Raw genomic sequence first — 13,203 nt, 5'->3', positions numbered from 1 at the left:
CTCAGCTCGCCGGATAGCGGTCGATGGCGGGCGGTTTCGGTGCGGGCACGCCGGACAGGCCGAGCGTCGCGTCGTACGCCTTCTTCCAGTCGCCGTCCTTCTCGCGCTGCGCGAGCGCGGTGTCGACGGCGAACCGCAGCGCGTTGTCGGACCGGGGCACGCCGATGCCGTACGGCTCCTTCGAGAACGGCTTGCCGACCAGCTTCAGTTCGTCGGGCACCTTGGCCGCGTAGCCGAGCAGGATCGCGTCGTCGGTGGTCACGGCGTCGACCTGGTAGGTCAGCAGGTTGTCGACGCAGACCGAGTAGGTGTCGTAGGCGACGAGTTCGGCCTTGGGGTAGTCGGCCTGGATGCGCTGGTACGGGGTCGATCCGGCGGCCGAGCAGACGCGTTTGCCGTCGAGGTCCTGGGGGCCGTGGATGTCGTCCTCGTCGGTCCGTACGAGCAGGCTCTGGCCGGCCATGTAGTACGGGCCGCCGAAGCCGACGAGCTTCTTGCGGTTGTCGTTGATGGTGTACGTGCCGACGTAGTAGTCGATCTGGCCGTTCTGCAGGGCCGTCTCGCGGTTGGCGGAGGCGATCGTCTTGAAGGAGATCTTCTTCGGGTCCATCCCGAGCGAGGCGGAGATCATCTTGGCGATCTCGATGTCGAAGCCGGAGTAGACGCCGTTGGCGGGGTTCTTCTCGCCGAGGTAGGGCTGGTCCTCCTTGGCGCCGACGACGAAGTGGCCCCGCTTGTTCGCCTTCTTCCAGGTCTTGGAGTCGGGCAGCGAGAAGCCCTGCGCCACCTGGTAGGTGGGGAGTTCGGCGGCCGAGGGGCCCTTGACGGGCGGCGTGCCCTCCTTGCCGCAGGCGGTGGCGGCCAGGGCGGCCACCGCGAGGGCGGTGAGCAGCCTGAGCGACTTTACGATCATGAGGTGCTGCACTCCCCCGGTCAGTGCTTGAGGATCTTGGAGAGGAAGTCGCGGGCGCGCTCGCTCTCGGGATGCGTGAAGAAGTCCTCGGGGGCGCGGTCCTCGACGATCTTCCCGTCGGCCATGAACACGACGCGGTCGGCGGCGGTGCGCGCGAAGCCCATCTCGTGGGTGACGACGACCATGGTCATGCCGTCGCGGGCCAGCTGCTGCATGACCTCGAGGACCTCGTTGATCATCTCGGGGTCGAGGGCCGAGGTCGGCTCGTCGAAGAGCAGGGCCTTGGGGTCCATGGCGAGGGCGCGGGCGATGGCCACGCGCTGCTGCTGGCCGCCGGAGAGCTGAGCGGGGAACTTGTCGGCGTGGGCCGCGAGCCCGACCCGGTCGAGGAGTTCGCGGGAGCGGTGGTCGGACTCCTCCTTCTTGCGCTTCCTGACCTTCACCTGGGCCAGCGAGACGTTCTGGAGGACGGTCTTGTGCGCGAACAGATTGAAGGACTGGAAGACCATCCCGACCTCGGCGCGCAGTTGCGCGAGCGCCTTGCCCTCCTCGGGCAGCGGCTTGCCGTCGAGCTTGATGGTGCCCGACTGGATCGTCTCCAGCCGGTTGATCGTCCTGCAGAGCGTCGACTTGCCGGACCCCGAGGGGCCGATGACCACGACCACCTCCCCCTTGCCGACGGTGAGGTCGATGTCCTGGAGGACATGCAGCTCCCCGTAGTACTTGTTCACGTCACGCAGCTCGATCAAAGGATCGACGGCCATGGCAGTCCTGCCCACTCTCAGCTGTCTCGGTTTGCGCAAACTATCCATGCAGATAGGGGACTTAACCGACGACACGCACGTATGGGCATTAACCGTATTTGCGGTTCAGGGCCTTGCGCCTCAGGACTCGGCGGCCTCCGCGTAGAACTGGGAGAGTTCCGGGGCGCCGCTCTCCGCCCACTCCTGCCCCGCCTCGACGACCTCGATCTCGCGGCCCGACTCCAGGAGCACGACGGGCTGGCCGTCCGGCCGGATCAGCCAGGCGGCGCCGGGTACATGACGCACCAGGACCGTACCGAGGTACAGGCCCGCGTCGTTGCCGAGCCAGGGCAGCACCTCGGGGTCCTCGCGCCAGCGCGGCACGAGCTGGTCGAGCTTCTCCAAGGACCGTACGGAGTCGTCGAGTTCGATGCCCGCACCGGCTGCCTGCGAGCGCAACAGCTCGCACTCCGAGAGCAGTTCGGCGAGTCCGTCGACGCCGCCCGTGCCACCGGACCCCGCCCCGCCGCCGTCGGGCGCGGCCGTCGCGACGGCGAGGACGGGCTCATGCTTCTTGCGCCAATTGTCCACGAACGGGATCTTCATACCGTCCAGCCTCGCATTCCCCCTGGCCCCGGCACCACAGGGCGCGCGGACCCGCTGTTCGCGGTGCGTTCACGGCGGCTTCCTCCGCGCCTCATTGACGCGTCCCTGCCCCCTTCCTACGTTCATGGCACACCTGTCACGCCAGCCGCACCACGGAGGGAGCCGGCCGTGCGCCGACGCACCTGGGGAACAGCTGTCCTACTGGCGGTCTGCGCGGGCCTCGCCCCCGCGACGACCGCCGAGGCCGCCGCCCCGCACAGACCCGAGCCGCTCCCCCTGGAGCGGCTCTTCGACAATCGGGCGGTCAGCGACGACGACACGCCCGCCGAGGCCGACTTCGACGGCGCGGGCGGCTCGCTGTCCGCCCAGGACCTGGCGGCGGCGGGCTGGACCCCCGGGCGCCGCCTCGGCGTCCAGGGCGCCGAACTCCACTGGCCGCGCACGGCGGGCGACGGCCCCGACAACGTCCGGGCGGACGGCCAGCGCGTCCGGCTGCGGGGCGCCGGGAACGCGCTCGCCTTCCTCGTCGCCGGGACCGGCGGCGACGCGAGCGGCACGGGCACGGTCCGCTACACGGACGGCTCCCGCTCCCGGTACACGCTCACCGCCCCGGACTGGCGCACCGGCCCGCTCGCCACGAAGTCCGTCGCGCTCCCGCACCGCAACACCCCGCAGGGGCAGGTCCCCGACCGGCCCCGGCTGTACGTGGTCACCGTGCCGGTCCGCGCGGACCGGGCGATCAGCTCCGTCGACCTGCCCGGGGCGCCGGACGAGACCGGCCGCGCGCTGCACGTCTTCGACGTCTCCGTGCGCCGGGCGACACACGGCTGGACGGGCACCTGGGCGGCGTCGACCGCCGGGTACACGACGGTCGGCCCGTGGGCGGACCGCACGGTGCGGCTCGTCGTGCACACGAGCACGGGCGGCCCCCGGGTCCGGATCCGGCTCGACAACACCTTCGCGTCGACGCCCGTACGGATCGGGAGCGCGTCGGTGGCCGTACGGGAGGCCGGGGCGGCGACACGCGGGGCGCCCGTCCCGCTCACCTTCCGCGGCGCCCCGGGGACCCAACTTCCCGCCGGCGCCCAGGCGTTCAGCGACCCGGTCGACTTCGACGTGCCGGCGGACTCCGACCTCCTCGTCAGCTTCCACCTGCCCGACCCGGTGCTCAGCGCGCCCGTGCACAGCCAGGCGCTCCAGCGGTCCTACGTGAGCGAGCCCGGGGACCACGCGACGGAGGCGGCCGGTACGGCCTTCACCTCGACGATCACCTACTGGCCGCTGCTCACCGGGGTCGACGTGGGCGGCGGGCCCGGGTCCGTGGTGCTGCTCGGGGACTCGATCACGGACGGGGTGAAGTCGACCCAGGACGCGAACCGGCGGTGGCCGAACGTACTCTCCCGGCGGCTGCTCGGGCAGTCGGAGGTGCCGCGCTACGGGGTGCTGAACCAGGGGATCTCGGCGAACAAGGTCGTCGGGGACCGGTACCCGGGCGACGGGGTGTCCGTGGACACGGGCGGGGTGAGCGCGCTGCACCGGATCGACCGGGACGTGTTCGCCCAGACCTCGGCGCGGACCGTCGTGGTCTTCCAGGGGATCAACGACCTGCGGTGGGGCGCGAGTGCCGACCAGGTCGTGGCGGGGCTGCGCAAGGTCGCCGCGCTGGCGCGGGCGCGGGGGTTGCGGGTGGTCGGGGCGACGATCACGCCCTGCGAGGGGGAGGCGCTGTGCACGGCTGCCGCCGACGCGGGGCGGGTCGAGGTGAACCGGTTCCTGCGCGGGCCCGATTCGGGGTTCGACGCGGTGCTGGACTTCGACGCGGTGCTGCGGGATCCGGGGCGGCCCGCCCGGATGCGGGCCGAGTTCGACAGCGGGGATCATCTGCATCCCGGCGATGCGGGGCTCGCTGCGCTGGCCTCTTCGGTCGACCTGGGCCTTCTCGCGCCGTAGCTTCGCCGGTTCGTCGGCGGGTGCCGGCCGGTGGGGCTTCTCGCGCAGTTCCCCGCGCCCCTGAGATGCACACCCTTCGGGTGGCATCTCAGGGGCGCTACACGTCGAGGTCGACCACCACGGGGGCGTGGTCCGACGCCCCCTTGCCCTTGCGTTCGTCGCGGTCGACGTAGGCGTCGGAGACGGCCTTCGCGAACGGGGCGTTCCCGTAGACGAGGTCGATCCGCATGCCGCGGTTCTTGGGGAAGCCGAGCTGGCGGTAGTCCCAGTAGGTGAAGGGGTGGTCGTACTTCAGGGGGCGCGGCACGACGTCGCTGAGCCCCGCCTCCCGCAGCGACGCGAGCGCGGCCCGCTCGGCCGGCGTCACATGCGTCGCGCCCTCGAAGACGGAGATGTCCCAGACGTCGTCGTCGGTCGGCGCCACGTTGTAGTCCCCCATCACCGCGAACGGGCGGGCGCCCTGCGCGTCGCCGGCCACGGCCGCCTTCAGCGCCTCGAACCACTGGAGCTTGTACGCGTAGTGCGGGTGGTCGACCTCCCGCCCGTTCGGCACGTAGACCGACCAGACGCGGACCGGGCCGCAGGTCGCGGAGACGGCGCGGGGCTCCTCGGCCCCGTCGTAGCCGGGGTCGCCGGGCACGCCCTTGACGACATCCTCGAGGCCGACACGGGAGAGCAGCGCCACCCCGTTCCACCTCCCGTTCGCGTTGACCGCCGACTCGTAGCCGAGCTCGCGCAGCTCCTCCGCCGGGAACTGCTCGGCCGAGCACTTGGTCTCCTGGATGCACAGCACGTCCGTGCCGCTGCTCTCGAGCCAGGCGAGGAGCCGGGGCAGGCGGGCGGTGATCGAGTTCACGTTCCAGGTAGCGATGCGCATGTCCCACAACCTACCGGGCGGGTACGACAACGGCCTTTTCGACAGGTAGCCTGTCGAAATATGAGTGACAGCAGCCTCCCCGCCGCGACCCTGGACGAGCGCCCCGCCCTCGTCCTCATCGACCTCCAGCAGGGCATTCTCGGCCTGCCGACCGCCCCGCACGCCGCGGACACGGTGCTCAAGAACGCGGCGCGGCTCGCCGACGCGTTCCGTGCCCGGGGCCTGCCGGTCGTCCGGGTGCGGGTCGCCTGGTCACCGGACGGCGGCGACCTGCCGGTGAGCCGGGCCGCGACGCCGGGCCTCACCCAGGCCCCGCCCGCGGAGTTCGCCGCGTTCCCCGACGAGCTGGGCCCGCTCGGCGACGACATCGTGATCACCAAGCGGCACTGGGGCGCCTTCACCGGTACGGAGCTGGATCTGCAGCTGCGCCGGCGCGGGGTGACGCAGTTGGTGCTCGGCGGCATCTCGACGTCGATCGGCGTGGAGTCCACCGCGCGCTCGGCCTTCGAGCTGAGCTACCACCTGCTGCTGGTCGAGGACGCGACGACCGACACCGACGCCGCGTCCCACGCCCACACCTTCGGCAAGATCTACCCGCGCATCGCGGAGCCGGTCACGACGGACGAGGTGCTGGAGCTGCTCGCGCGCTGACGCCGGGTCACAGCCGGACGGTGTCGCCCGGCGTCAGGCGCAGATGCCGGGTGCCGCCGAGCGCGCCGATCTGGTTGTCGTAGATCGGGCGCGCCAGGTCGGTCAGGAGCGCGTCGTGGATGTCGTAGGCGCGGCTCGGCTTCACCTCGCGTACGTAGTCGATCACTTCGGAGATCTTGTTCCAGGGCGCCATGACCGGGAGCATCAGCGTCTCGACGGGCCGGTCGGGGACGGTGAGCGCGTCGCCGGGGTGGAAGACCGTGCCGCCGTCGAGGAGGTAGCCGACGTTCGTGATGCGCGGGATGTCCGGGTGGATCACGGCGTGCAGTTCGCCGTGGACCTGGACGTCGAAGCCGGCGGCGGTGAACGTGTCGCCGTGTCCGACGGTGTGGACGCGGCCGGGGAAGGCGGCGGAGAGCCGGTCCGCGACGGAGCGCAGGGTCCAGATCTCCGCGCCGGGGCGGGCCTCCAGCCCGGCGCGCAGCCGGGCCTCGTCGAAGTGGTCCGGGTGCTCGTGGGTCACGAGGATCGCGTCGGCGCCGACCGCCGCGTCCTGCTCGGAGAACCCGCCCGGGTCGACGACGAGGACCTGTCCGTCCTTCTCGAGGCGGACGCAGGCGTGGGACAGCTTCTGGAAGGTGAGCGTCATGGTCCCATCCTGCTCGGTCATTCCTGCGGTGTGGTCTCCTCGCGGATGACACGCTGGGCGACCTTGAACGCGGAGTTCGCCGCGGGCACGCCGCAGTAGACGGCCGTCTGCATCAGGATCTCCTTGATCTCGTCGGCGGTCAGGCCGTTGCGCAGGGCGGCGCGGGTGTGGAAGGCCAGCTCGTCGAGGTGGCCGCCCGCGACGAGGGCCGTCAGCGTCACCGAGGAGCGCATCCGGCGGTCGAGTCCCGGGCGGGACCAGATCTCGCCCCACGCGTAGCGCGTCATGAACTCCTGGAACTCGCCGGAGAAGTCGTCCGCCTCGGCCAGCGCGCCGTCGACGTGCGCGTCGCCGAGCACCTCGCGGCGCACCTTGAGGCCCGTGTCGTGCGGGTCGGGCCGGACGGCCGCCTCGGGCTGCTGCGCGGCCGGGGCGATCTCGGCGACGGGCCCGGTCGGCGCGGGCGGGGCCAGGACCGGCTTGACGGGCGGCGCGGGGATGGCGTGCTGGCCCGTGTCCTGGGCGGGCTGCCAGGCCGTGGAGAAGTGCCGGACCAGGAGATCGGTGACGGCGGCGGGCTGCTCCACCGGGGCCAGGTGCGAGGCGCCGGGCACGACGGCGAGGCGGGCGTCCGGTATCCCGGCGACGAGGGTGCGGGCCTCGGCCGGCCCCGTCACCTGGTCCTCCGAGCCGACGAGGACGAGCGTGGGGACACCGATGGCGCCGAGCTCGGCGCGGATGTCGAACGCGGCGAGGGCCTCGCACGCGGCGATGTAGCAGCCCGGGTCGGTCGTCCGGACCATCTGCACGGCCCAGTCCGTGATGGCGGGCTGGGCGGCCGCGAAGCCGGAGGTGAACCAGCGCTCGGGCGACGTACGGGCGATGGGGTCCAGGCCGTTGCTGCGCACGATGACGCCGCGCTGGCGGAACTCGTCGGCGGTGCCGAAGCGGGGCGAGGCCGCGATCAGGGCGAGGGACGCGACGCGCTGCGGGTTCCGCAGGGCCAGTTCGGCGCCGATCGCGCCGCCCAGCGAACAGCCCGCGTAGCCGAAGCGCTGCACGCCGACCTCGTCGAGCGTGGCGAGCAGCCGGGCGGCGAGGTCCCCGACGGAGTCGACGGGGTACGCGGGGGCGCCGCCGTGTCCGGGAAGGTCGAAGCGGAACACCCGCCACTGCTTGACCAGCTCGGGGATCTGGCGGTCCCACATGTGCCAGGTGGTGCCCAGTGAGGGACCCAGGATCAGGACCGGGGCGTCCTCCGGTCCGTCGAAGCGGTATTGCAGCGTGCTCTTCGGTGTCTCACTCACTCGCCCGACCCTCTCATCCGCCGCGACCCGACCCGTCGCCGGGGTGGATCTGGCGGCCCTCGCCCCGCTCCGGATCGGCGATCCGGTAGCCCACGCCGGGCTGTGTGGTGATGACGGGAGGTGCGCCGAGTTTGCGGCGCAGGCGGCTGACCGTGACCGCGACCGTGTTGGTGAAGGGGTCGGCGTGCTCGTCCCAGACCTGTTCGAGGAGGTTCTCCGCGCTGAGGAAGGCGGGGCTCGCGGTCAGGAGCGCCTCGAGGACCGCGAACTCCTTGACGGAGAGGTCGAGTCGGTGACCGTCGCGGTCGGCCGTGCGGCGAACCGGATCGAGTGCGACGCCCGCCGCGCTCAGGGTGCGCGGCCTGGCGGCGGGGCGGCGGCGGGCCAGGGCGCGGACGCGCAGGACGAGTTCGGGAAAGTGGAAGGGCTTGGCCAGGTAGTCGTCGGCGCCCAGGGTCAGGCCGCTGACGCGGTCGCCGGGCGTGTCGGCGGCGGTCAGCATCAGGACCATCACGCGGTCGTCCCGCTCGGTGATCATCTGGCAGAGGGTGTCGCCGTGGATGCCCGGCAGGTCGCGGTCGAGCACGACCACGTCGTACGCGGTGCCGTCCAGCTTGGCCGCGGCGTCGAGCCCGTCGTGGGCCACGTCCACGGCCATGCCCTGGTCGCGCAGCCCCTCGGCGACGACCTCGGCCAGGGCGCGGGCGTCCTCGACGACCAGGACCCTCACCGCGCCGCCCCCGTCTCCGCGCCGTGCGTACGGGGAAGAGTGACCGTGACGCTCAGTCCGCCCTCGGCGCGGGCGTGCAGGTCGAGGGTGCCGTGGTGGGCACGGGCGACGGCCGCGACGATGGACAGGCCGAGGCCGCTGCCCGGGCCGCTGCCGGTCCGGTCGGCGCCGAGGCGGCGGAAGGGCTGCGCGAGGTCCGCCACCCGCAGCGGGTCGAGGACCGGGCCGCCCGACTCGACGACGAGCGACACCGTGTCCGCGCCGTCACCTTCGCCGTCGCCGTCCCTGTCGGCCCGTACCGCCACGCTGATCCAGCCTCCCGGGTCGTTGTGCGTGATCGCGTTGTCGATCACGTTGTCGGCCACGCGGTGCAGGAGTGCCCGGCTGGCCCACACCCACGCGGCGTCGTCGATCCGGTTCTCGCGGACGGTCAGGCCCTTGGCCGCGAGGTCCTCCGCCCGGCCGGTCAGAGCGGCCCGCGCGACGTCGCCGAGGGCGAGGCGCGCCGCGTCGGTGAACGCGCCGTGCTGGGTGCGTGCCAGGACGAGAAGGCTCTCCAGCAGCCGGTCCGTCCGGTCGAGTTCGGTGCGCATCCGGGCGGCGAGCGTGGCCGTCGTCTCCGGTACGGGACCCGGTTTGGCGAGGGCCACGTCCAGGGAGGCCCGCATCGTGGTGAGCGGGGTGCGCAGCTCGTGGGAGGCGTTGGCGACGAAGCGGCGCTGGGCGTCGAAGGAGCCCTCCAGGCGGCCGAGGAGGTCGTCGATGGTGTCGGCGAGGTCCTTCACCTCGTCGCCGGGGCCGTCGACGGCCAGGCGTTCGTGGAGGCTGTCGGCGGTGATCCGGCGGGTGGCCGCGGTCATGACGCGCAGCGGGCGCAGCACCCGGCCGGCGACGAACCAGCCGAGGCCGACGGAGACCACCGCCATGACGCCCAGGGCGATGGCGGAGCCGATCACGAGCTGCCGGGACCGGGTGTCCTGCGCCTGGGCCAACTGCCGTTCCAGCACCTCGATGCGGTCGTGGGCCTGTGCGGCCGTGGCGGGCCGGTCGGTGCCGCCGCCGGGGGCCGTCCGGCTGGAGCTCGATCCGCCGGAGGCGACCACGGCCGCGAGGGCGAGCAGGGCCGTTCCGGACAGCAGGAACAGGGCCACGTACAGGGCGGTGAAGCGGGTGCGGGCCGTGCCGCGGCGCAGGCCGAGCCGAGCGGTCAGACCCGCGAGCCGTCCGGGCACACCCGATGTCATCCGCATGCTCCCTCTCCCGCCACCCCGTCGGTCCCCGTACCGGGACACCGGCGGGACACGTGCCGGGCCAGGCTATGCGCAGGTGCCTAACAGCGGGATGACAGCGGCCGTTCGGCCCCTGTAAGCCGCTCCGTCCCACGGTGGGGCCATGAGTGACGAGAGCGACGAGAGTACGAAGGCGACGATCGAGGTCGTCGGTCTGCGCAAACGCTTCGGGGCGCAACCGGCCCTGGACGGGATGACGTTCACCGTGCGGCCCGGACGGGTGACCGGTTTCGTCGGCCCGAACGGCGCGGGCAAGTCCACCACCATGCGCGTGATCCTGGGCCTCGACGCCGCCGACGAGGGCACGGCCCTGGTCGGCGGGGTGCCGTACCGCAGCCTGCGCCGTCCGCTGCGGCACCTGGGGGCGCTGCTCGACGCCGCCGCGCTGCAGCCGGGCCGCACCGCCCGCAACCACCTGCTGTGGCTGGCCCACTCCCAGGGCGTACCGGCCCGGCGCGTGGACGAGGTCGTCGAACAGGCCGGTCTGGGCGCGGCCGCCCGGCGCAAGGCCGGCGGCTTCTCGCTGGGCATGCGCCAGCGGCTGGGGATCGCGGCGGCGCTGCTCGGCGATCCCCCGGCGGTCATGCTGGACGAGCCGTTCAACGGCCTGGACCCCGACGGCATCGTGTGGATGCGCGGATTCCTGTCGTCGCTGGCCCGGCAGGGGCGCACGGTCCTGGTCTCCAGTCACCTGATGAGCGAACTGGAAGGCACCGCGGACCATCTCGTGGTGATCGGCCGCGGCCGGGTCGTCGCGGACACCGCTGTGTCCGAGCTGCTCGCCCGCGCGTCCGGGGACCGTGTCACCGTGCGCACCTCCGCGGTGTCCCGCGCCGCCGGGGTCCTGAGCGGCGCGGGCGGCGCCGTGCTCGCCGCCGGCCCCGACACCCTCGGTGTCACGGGTCTGCCCGACGAGGAGGTCGTGGCGCTGCTCGCCCGGGACGGGGTGCCGTTCTCCCAGGTCTCCGCGCACCGGGCGACGCTGGAGGAGGCGTACATGGAACTGACCCGGGACGCGGTGGAGTACCGGGGCGTCCCGGCGGAGGGGGCCGCGCGATGACGACCACCCTCACTCCCCGTCCTCCGGCCACGCGTCGCGGCGACCGGGGCGGGTTCCTCAGGACGCTGCACGCCGAGTGGACGAAGTTCCGTACGGTACGCGGCTGGGTCCTCGCCATGGCGGGGGCGCTCCTGGCGACGGTCGTGGTCGGCCTGCTCGCCACGGCCGCCCCCTCCCCCGGCGGCTCCGGCGCCGCCGCGTACCCGACGGGGCCCGGCGGCGAGGCCGTCAACGACAGCTTCTACTTCGTGCACCGGACGCTCACCGGCGACGGCACCCTCACCGTTCCCCTGCGGTCGCTGACCGGGGTGGCCGACACCGGGACCGGCCGGACGACCCGGGGTGTCCAGCCCTGGGCGAAGGCCGGGATCGTCGTGAAGGAGAGCCTGGACCATGGATCCCCGTACGCGGCGCTGATGGCCACCGGCGGGCACGGCGTGCGTCTGCAGTACGACTACACGCACGACACGGCCGGTCCGTCCGGCCGGGTCACCGAGAAGTCCCCGCGCCGGCTGCGCCTGGTCCGCTCCGGCGACACGCTCACGGCCTCCGTCTCCGTCTCCACCGGCGGATCCGACTGGACCGAGGTCGGCCGGGCGAAGCTGCCGGGGCTCGCGCGCACCGTTCGCGCCGGGCTGTTCGTGACGTCGCCGCAGGCGAAGCAGGACACCGCGGCGGGCACGGGCTTCAGCCCCGCCGTGGCCACCGGCGTCTTCGGCCGTCCCAGCCTCACCGGGGGCTGGTCCCCGGGGGCGTGGCGCGGCACGCAGGTGGGCGGCGACGCGGGCACCTCCGGCAGCTATACGAACTCCACCGGGGGCGGGTTCACGCGGACCGGCGGCGGAGGGTTCACCGTGACCGGGGCCGGTGACATCGCACCGGTCGTCGGCGGGCCCGTCATGGGACCCGGTTTCTCGGTCGAGAACTTCCTGGTCGGCACCTTCGCCGGACTCGTCGTGGTGATCGCCGTGGCCGCGGTGTTCGTCACCGGCGAGTACCGGCGCGGTCTGATGCGCACGACCGTGGCGGCGACCCCTCGGCGGATCCGGGTCCTCGGCGCCAAGGCGCTCGTGGCCGGGGGCGTGGCCCTCGTCGTCGGCGTGGTGGCCGCGGCGATCACCGTCCCCGTCGGGGAGCGCAGCGCGCGCGGCAGGGGGTTCCACGTCTTCCCCGTCACGTCGGCGACCGAGGTGCGCGTCGTGGTCGGCACCGGTCTGCTGTGCGCGGCCGCCGCCGTGCTCGCGCTCGGCGCCGGGGCCCTGCTGCGGCGGGCCGGCACGGCGGTCGCGCTGGTCGTGGCGTCGCTCGTGCTGCCCTTTCTCCTCGGCACCTCCGGTGTCCTGCCCGCGGGCGTCTCGGAGTGGCTGCTGCGGGTGACACCCGCCGCGGGTTTCGCCGTCCAGCAGACCCTGCCGCGGTACGCGCAGGTGCTCAGCGTGTACGAGCCGTCGACCGGCTACCACCCGCTGGCGCCCTGGGCGGGCCTGGCCGTGCTGTGCGGGTACGCCGCGCTCGCCTTCGGACTGGCCGCGGTGCGGCTGCGCGGGAGGGACGTATGAGTCTCCGGGGCACGGCCCGGCGCACGGGCGCCGGGCACGGGAACTTCGGGCGCGCCCTGCGCGCGGAGTGGACGAAGCTGCGGACCGCCGGGGACACGGGCCGGACGCTGCTCCTCGCCGTCGCGCTGACGGTGGCGGTCGGCTGCGGCACCGCCCGGGCCGTGAAGTGCCCGGACACGGGGTGCGGGCGGGACGCGGTCCGGCTCGCCCTGACCGGTGTCACCGTCGGGCAGGCGGTCGTCGCCGTCCTCGCGGTGCTGGCCGTCAGCGGGGAGTACGGCACCGGGATGATCCGCACCTCGCTCACGGCGGTGCCGGGCCGTCTCACCCTGCTGTCCGCGAAGGCGACGGTCCTCACGGCGGTCGTCCTCGCCGCCGGGACGGCCGCCGTCCTCGGCTCCCTCCTCGCCGGTCGCTTCCTGCTGCCCGGCAGCGGATTCACCGAGGCGCACGGCTATCCGCCGCTGTCCCTGGCCGACGGTCCGACCCTGCGCGCGGCCGTCGGTTCGGTCCTCTACCTCGCCCTCGTCGCCCTGATCGCCCTCGGTGTGGCGGCGGCGGTGCGGGAGGCCGCGGCGGGCATCGGGATCGTGCTCGGGTTGCTCTATCTCTTCCCGGTCGTCACCCAGGTGGTCGGCGACCCGGAGTGGCAGCGCCGCCTTCAGCAGATCGCGCCCATGCCGGCCGGACTCGCGGTCCAGGCCACGGTCCAGGTGCGCGAGCTGCCCATAGGACCGTGGGCTGGGCTGGGCGTACTCGCCGCGTGGGCCGCGGCCGCGCTCCTGGCCGGCGGCCTGCTGCTGCGCGGGCGGGACGCGTAGGGTCTCCCGTCGGTCCGGGAGCGGCGCCCGCCTGGGGGAACAGCGGTG

General features: G+C 73.4%; 13 protein-coding genes. 5 read left to right on the top strand and 8 right to left on the bottom strand.

What is annotated here, in order from left to right; all coding sequences use genetic code 11:
• Nucleotide 1: 1 nt before the first annotated feature.
• The 3 genes from ACIBTU_RS14205 to ACIBTU_RS14195 form a co-directional block, all read right to left on the bottom strand.
• Nucleotides 2–913 carry a glutamate ABC transporter substrate-binding protein gene (locus tag ACIBTU_RS14205; RefSeq protein WP_399126362.1) on the bottom strand — a complete coding sequence of 304 codons (912 nt, stop codon included), beginning with the start codon at nucleotides 911–913 and terminating at the stop codon, nucleotides 2–4.
• Nucleotides 914–933: 20 nt separating this feature from the next.
• Nucleotides 934–1,677, bottom strand: a complete 744-nt coding sequence (locus ACIBTU_RS14200) for an amino acid ABC transporter ATP-binding protein (RefSeq protein WP_399126361.1) — start codon at nucleotides 1,675–1,677, stop codon at nucleotides 934–936.
• Nucleotides 1,678–1,797: 120 nt separating this feature from the next.
• Entirely contained in the window at nucleotides 1,798–2,262 is a 465-nt protein-coding gene (locus ACIBTU_RS14195; protein WP_399126360.1) for a DUF6278 family protein, read from the bottom strand.
• Between the two features lie 168 nt (nucleotides 2,263–2,430).
• Between ACIBTU_RS14195 and ACIBTU_RS14190 the strand changes: the two genes are divergently transcribed.
• Nucleotides 2,431–4,212, top strand: a complete 1,782-nt coding sequence (locus ACIBTU_RS14190) for an SGNH/GDSL hydrolase family protein (protein WP_399126359.1) — start codon at nucleotides 2,431–2,433, stop codon at nucleotides 4,210–4,212.
• Nucleotides 4,213–4,309: 97 nt separating this feature from the next.
• On the opposite strand, the gene ACIBTU_RS14185 is transcribed toward ACIBTU_RS14190, so the two are convergent.
• Nucleotides 4,310–5,089, bottom strand: a complete 780-nt coding sequence (locus ACIBTU_RS14185; protein ID WP_399126358.1) for an exodeoxyribonuclease III — start codon at nucleotides 5,087–5,089, stop codon at nucleotides 4,310–4,312.
• Between the two features lie 60 nt (nucleotides 5,090–5,149).
• Here ACIBTU_RS14185 and ACIBTU_RS14180 point away from each other — a divergent pair, with 60 nt between their 5' ends.
• Complete coding sequence (locus ACIBTU_RS14180) at nucleotides 5,150–5,740, top strand: hydrolase (protein WP_399126357.1); 591 nt, start codon at nucleotides 5,150–5,152, stop codon at nucleotides 5,738–5,740.
• Between the two features lie 7 nt (nucleotides 5,741–5,747).
• On the opposite strand, the gene ACIBTU_RS14175 is transcribed toward ACIBTU_RS14180, so the two are convergent.
• The 4 genes from ACIBTU_RS14175 to ACIBTU_RS14160 are packed head-to-tail and all read right to left on the bottom strand — an operon-like array spanning nucleotide 5,748 to nucleotide 9,670.
• Nucleotides 5,748–6,389 carry an MBL fold metallo-hydrolase gene (locus ACIBTU_RS14175; RefSeq protein ID WP_399126356.1) on the bottom strand — a complete coding sequence of 214 codons (642 nt, stop codon included), beginning with the start codon at nucleotides 6,387–6,389 and terminating at the stop codon, nucleotides 5,748–5,750.
• A 17-nt stretch (nucleotides 6,390–6,406) separates the two neighbouring features.
• Complete coding sequence (gene pcaC / locus ACIBTU_RS14170) at nucleotides 6,407–7,696, bottom strand: 4-carboxymuconolactone decarboxylase (protein ID WP_399126355.1); 1,290 nt, start codon at nucleotides 7,694–7,696, stop codon at nucleotides 6,407–6,409.
• Nucleotides 7,697–7,709: 13 nt separating this feature from the next.
• On the bottom strand, nucleotides 7,710–8,426 hold the full coding sequence (locus tag ACIBTU_RS14165) for a response regulator transcription factor (RefSeq protein ID WP_399126354.1): 717 nt from the start codon (nucleotides 8,424–8,426) through the stop codon (nucleotides 7,710–7,712).
• Nucleotides 8,423–9,670, bottom strand: a complete 1,248-nt coding sequence (locus ACIBTU_RS14160; protein ID WP_399126353.1) for an ATP-binding protein — start codon at nucleotides 9,668–9,670, stop codon at nucleotides 8,423–8,425. The genes ACIBTU_RS14165 and ACIBTU_RS14160 overlap by 4 nt, the downstream gene beginning before the upstream one ends.
• A gap of 148 nt (nucleotides 9,671–9,818) precedes the next feature.
• Between ACIBTU_RS14160 and ACIBTU_RS14155 the strand changes: the two genes are divergently transcribed.
• The 3 genes from ACIBTU_RS14155 to ACIBTU_RS14145 are packed head-to-tail and all read left to right on the top strand — an operon-like array spanning nucleotide 9,819 to nucleotide 13,155.
• Nucleotides 9,819–10,775, top strand: coding sequence for an ATP-binding cassette domain-containing protein (locus tag ACIBTU_RS14155; protein WP_399126352.1), 957 nt, complete (start codon nucleotides 9,819–9,821; stop codon nucleotides 10,773–10,775).
• Complete coding sequence (locus ACIBTU_RS14150) at nucleotides 10,772–12,334, top strand: hypothetical protein (protein WP_399126351.1); 1,563 nt, start codon at nucleotides 10,772–10,774, stop codon at nucleotides 12,332–12,334. Before ACIBTU_RS14155 ends, ACIBTU_RS14150 begins: the two co-directional genes overlap by 4 nt.
• Nucleotides 12,331–13,155 (top strand): ABC transporter permease, encoded by an 825-nt coding sequence (locus tag ACIBTU_RS14145; protein WP_399126350.1) that lies wholly within the window; start codon nucleotides 12,331–12,333, stop codon nucleotides 13,153–13,155. The genes ACIBTU_RS14150 and ACIBTU_RS14145 overlap by 4 nt, the downstream gene beginning before the upstream one ends.
• Nucleotides 13,156–13,203: the final 48 nt, after the last annotated feature.

This window comes from Streptomyces sp. NPDC050145 (assembly GCF_044460245.1).
Lineage (GTDB): Bacteria > Actinomycetota > Actinomycetes > Streptomycetales > Streptomycetaceae > Streptomyces.
The sequence above is the reverse complement of the archived record's forward strand: the minus strand, read 5'-3'. Positions and strand labels throughout refer to the sequence as shown.

What these genes read in the sequence shown, in the direction of transcription:
- ACIBTU_RS14205 (WP_399126362.1), bottom strand. Translation starts at nt 913, where the DNA reads ATGATCGTAAAGTCGCTCAGGCTGCTCACCGCCCTCGCGGTGGCCGCC.
- ACIBTU_RS14200 (WP_399126361.1), bottom strand. Translation starts at nt 1,677, where the DNA reads ATGGCCGTCGATCCTTTGATCGAGCTGCGTGACGTGAACAAGTACTAC.
- ACIBTU_RS14195 (WP_399126360.1), bottom strand. Translation starts at nt 2,262, where the DNA reads ATGAAGATCCCGTTCGTGGACAATTGGCGCAAGAAGCATGAGCCCGTC.
- ACIBTU_RS14185 (WP_399126358.1), bottom strand. Translation starts at nt 5,089, where the DNA reads ATGCGCATCGCTACCTGGAACGTGAACTCGATCACCGCCCGCCTGCCC.
- ACIBTU_RS14180 (WP_399126357.1), top strand. Translation starts at nt 5,150, where the DNA reads ATGAGTGACAGCAGCCTCCCCGCCGCGACCCTGGACGAGCGCCCCGCC.
- ACIBTU_RS14175 (WP_399126356.1), bottom strand. Translation starts at nt 6,389, where the DNA reads ATGACGCTCACCTTCCAGAAGCTGTCCCACGCCTGCGTCCGCCTCGAG.
- ACIBTU_RS14160 (WP_399126353.1), bottom strand. Translation starts at nt 9,670, where the DNA reads ATGACATCGGGTGTGCCCGGACGGCTCGCGGGTCTGACCGCTCGGCTC.
- ACIBTU_RS14155 (WP_399126352.1), top strand. Translation starts at nt 9,819, where the DNA reads ATGAGTGACGAGAGCGACGAGAGTACGAAGGCGACGATCGAGGTCGTC.
- ACIBTU_RS14150 (WP_399126351.1), top strand. Translation starts at nt 10,772, where the DNA reads ATGACGACCACCCTCACTCCCCGTCCTCCGGCCACGCGTCGCGGCGAC.
- ACIBTU_RS14145 (WP_399126350.1), top strand. Translation starts at nt 12,331, where the DNA reads ATGAGTCTCCGGGGCACGGCCCGGCGCACGGGCGCCGGGCACGGGAAC.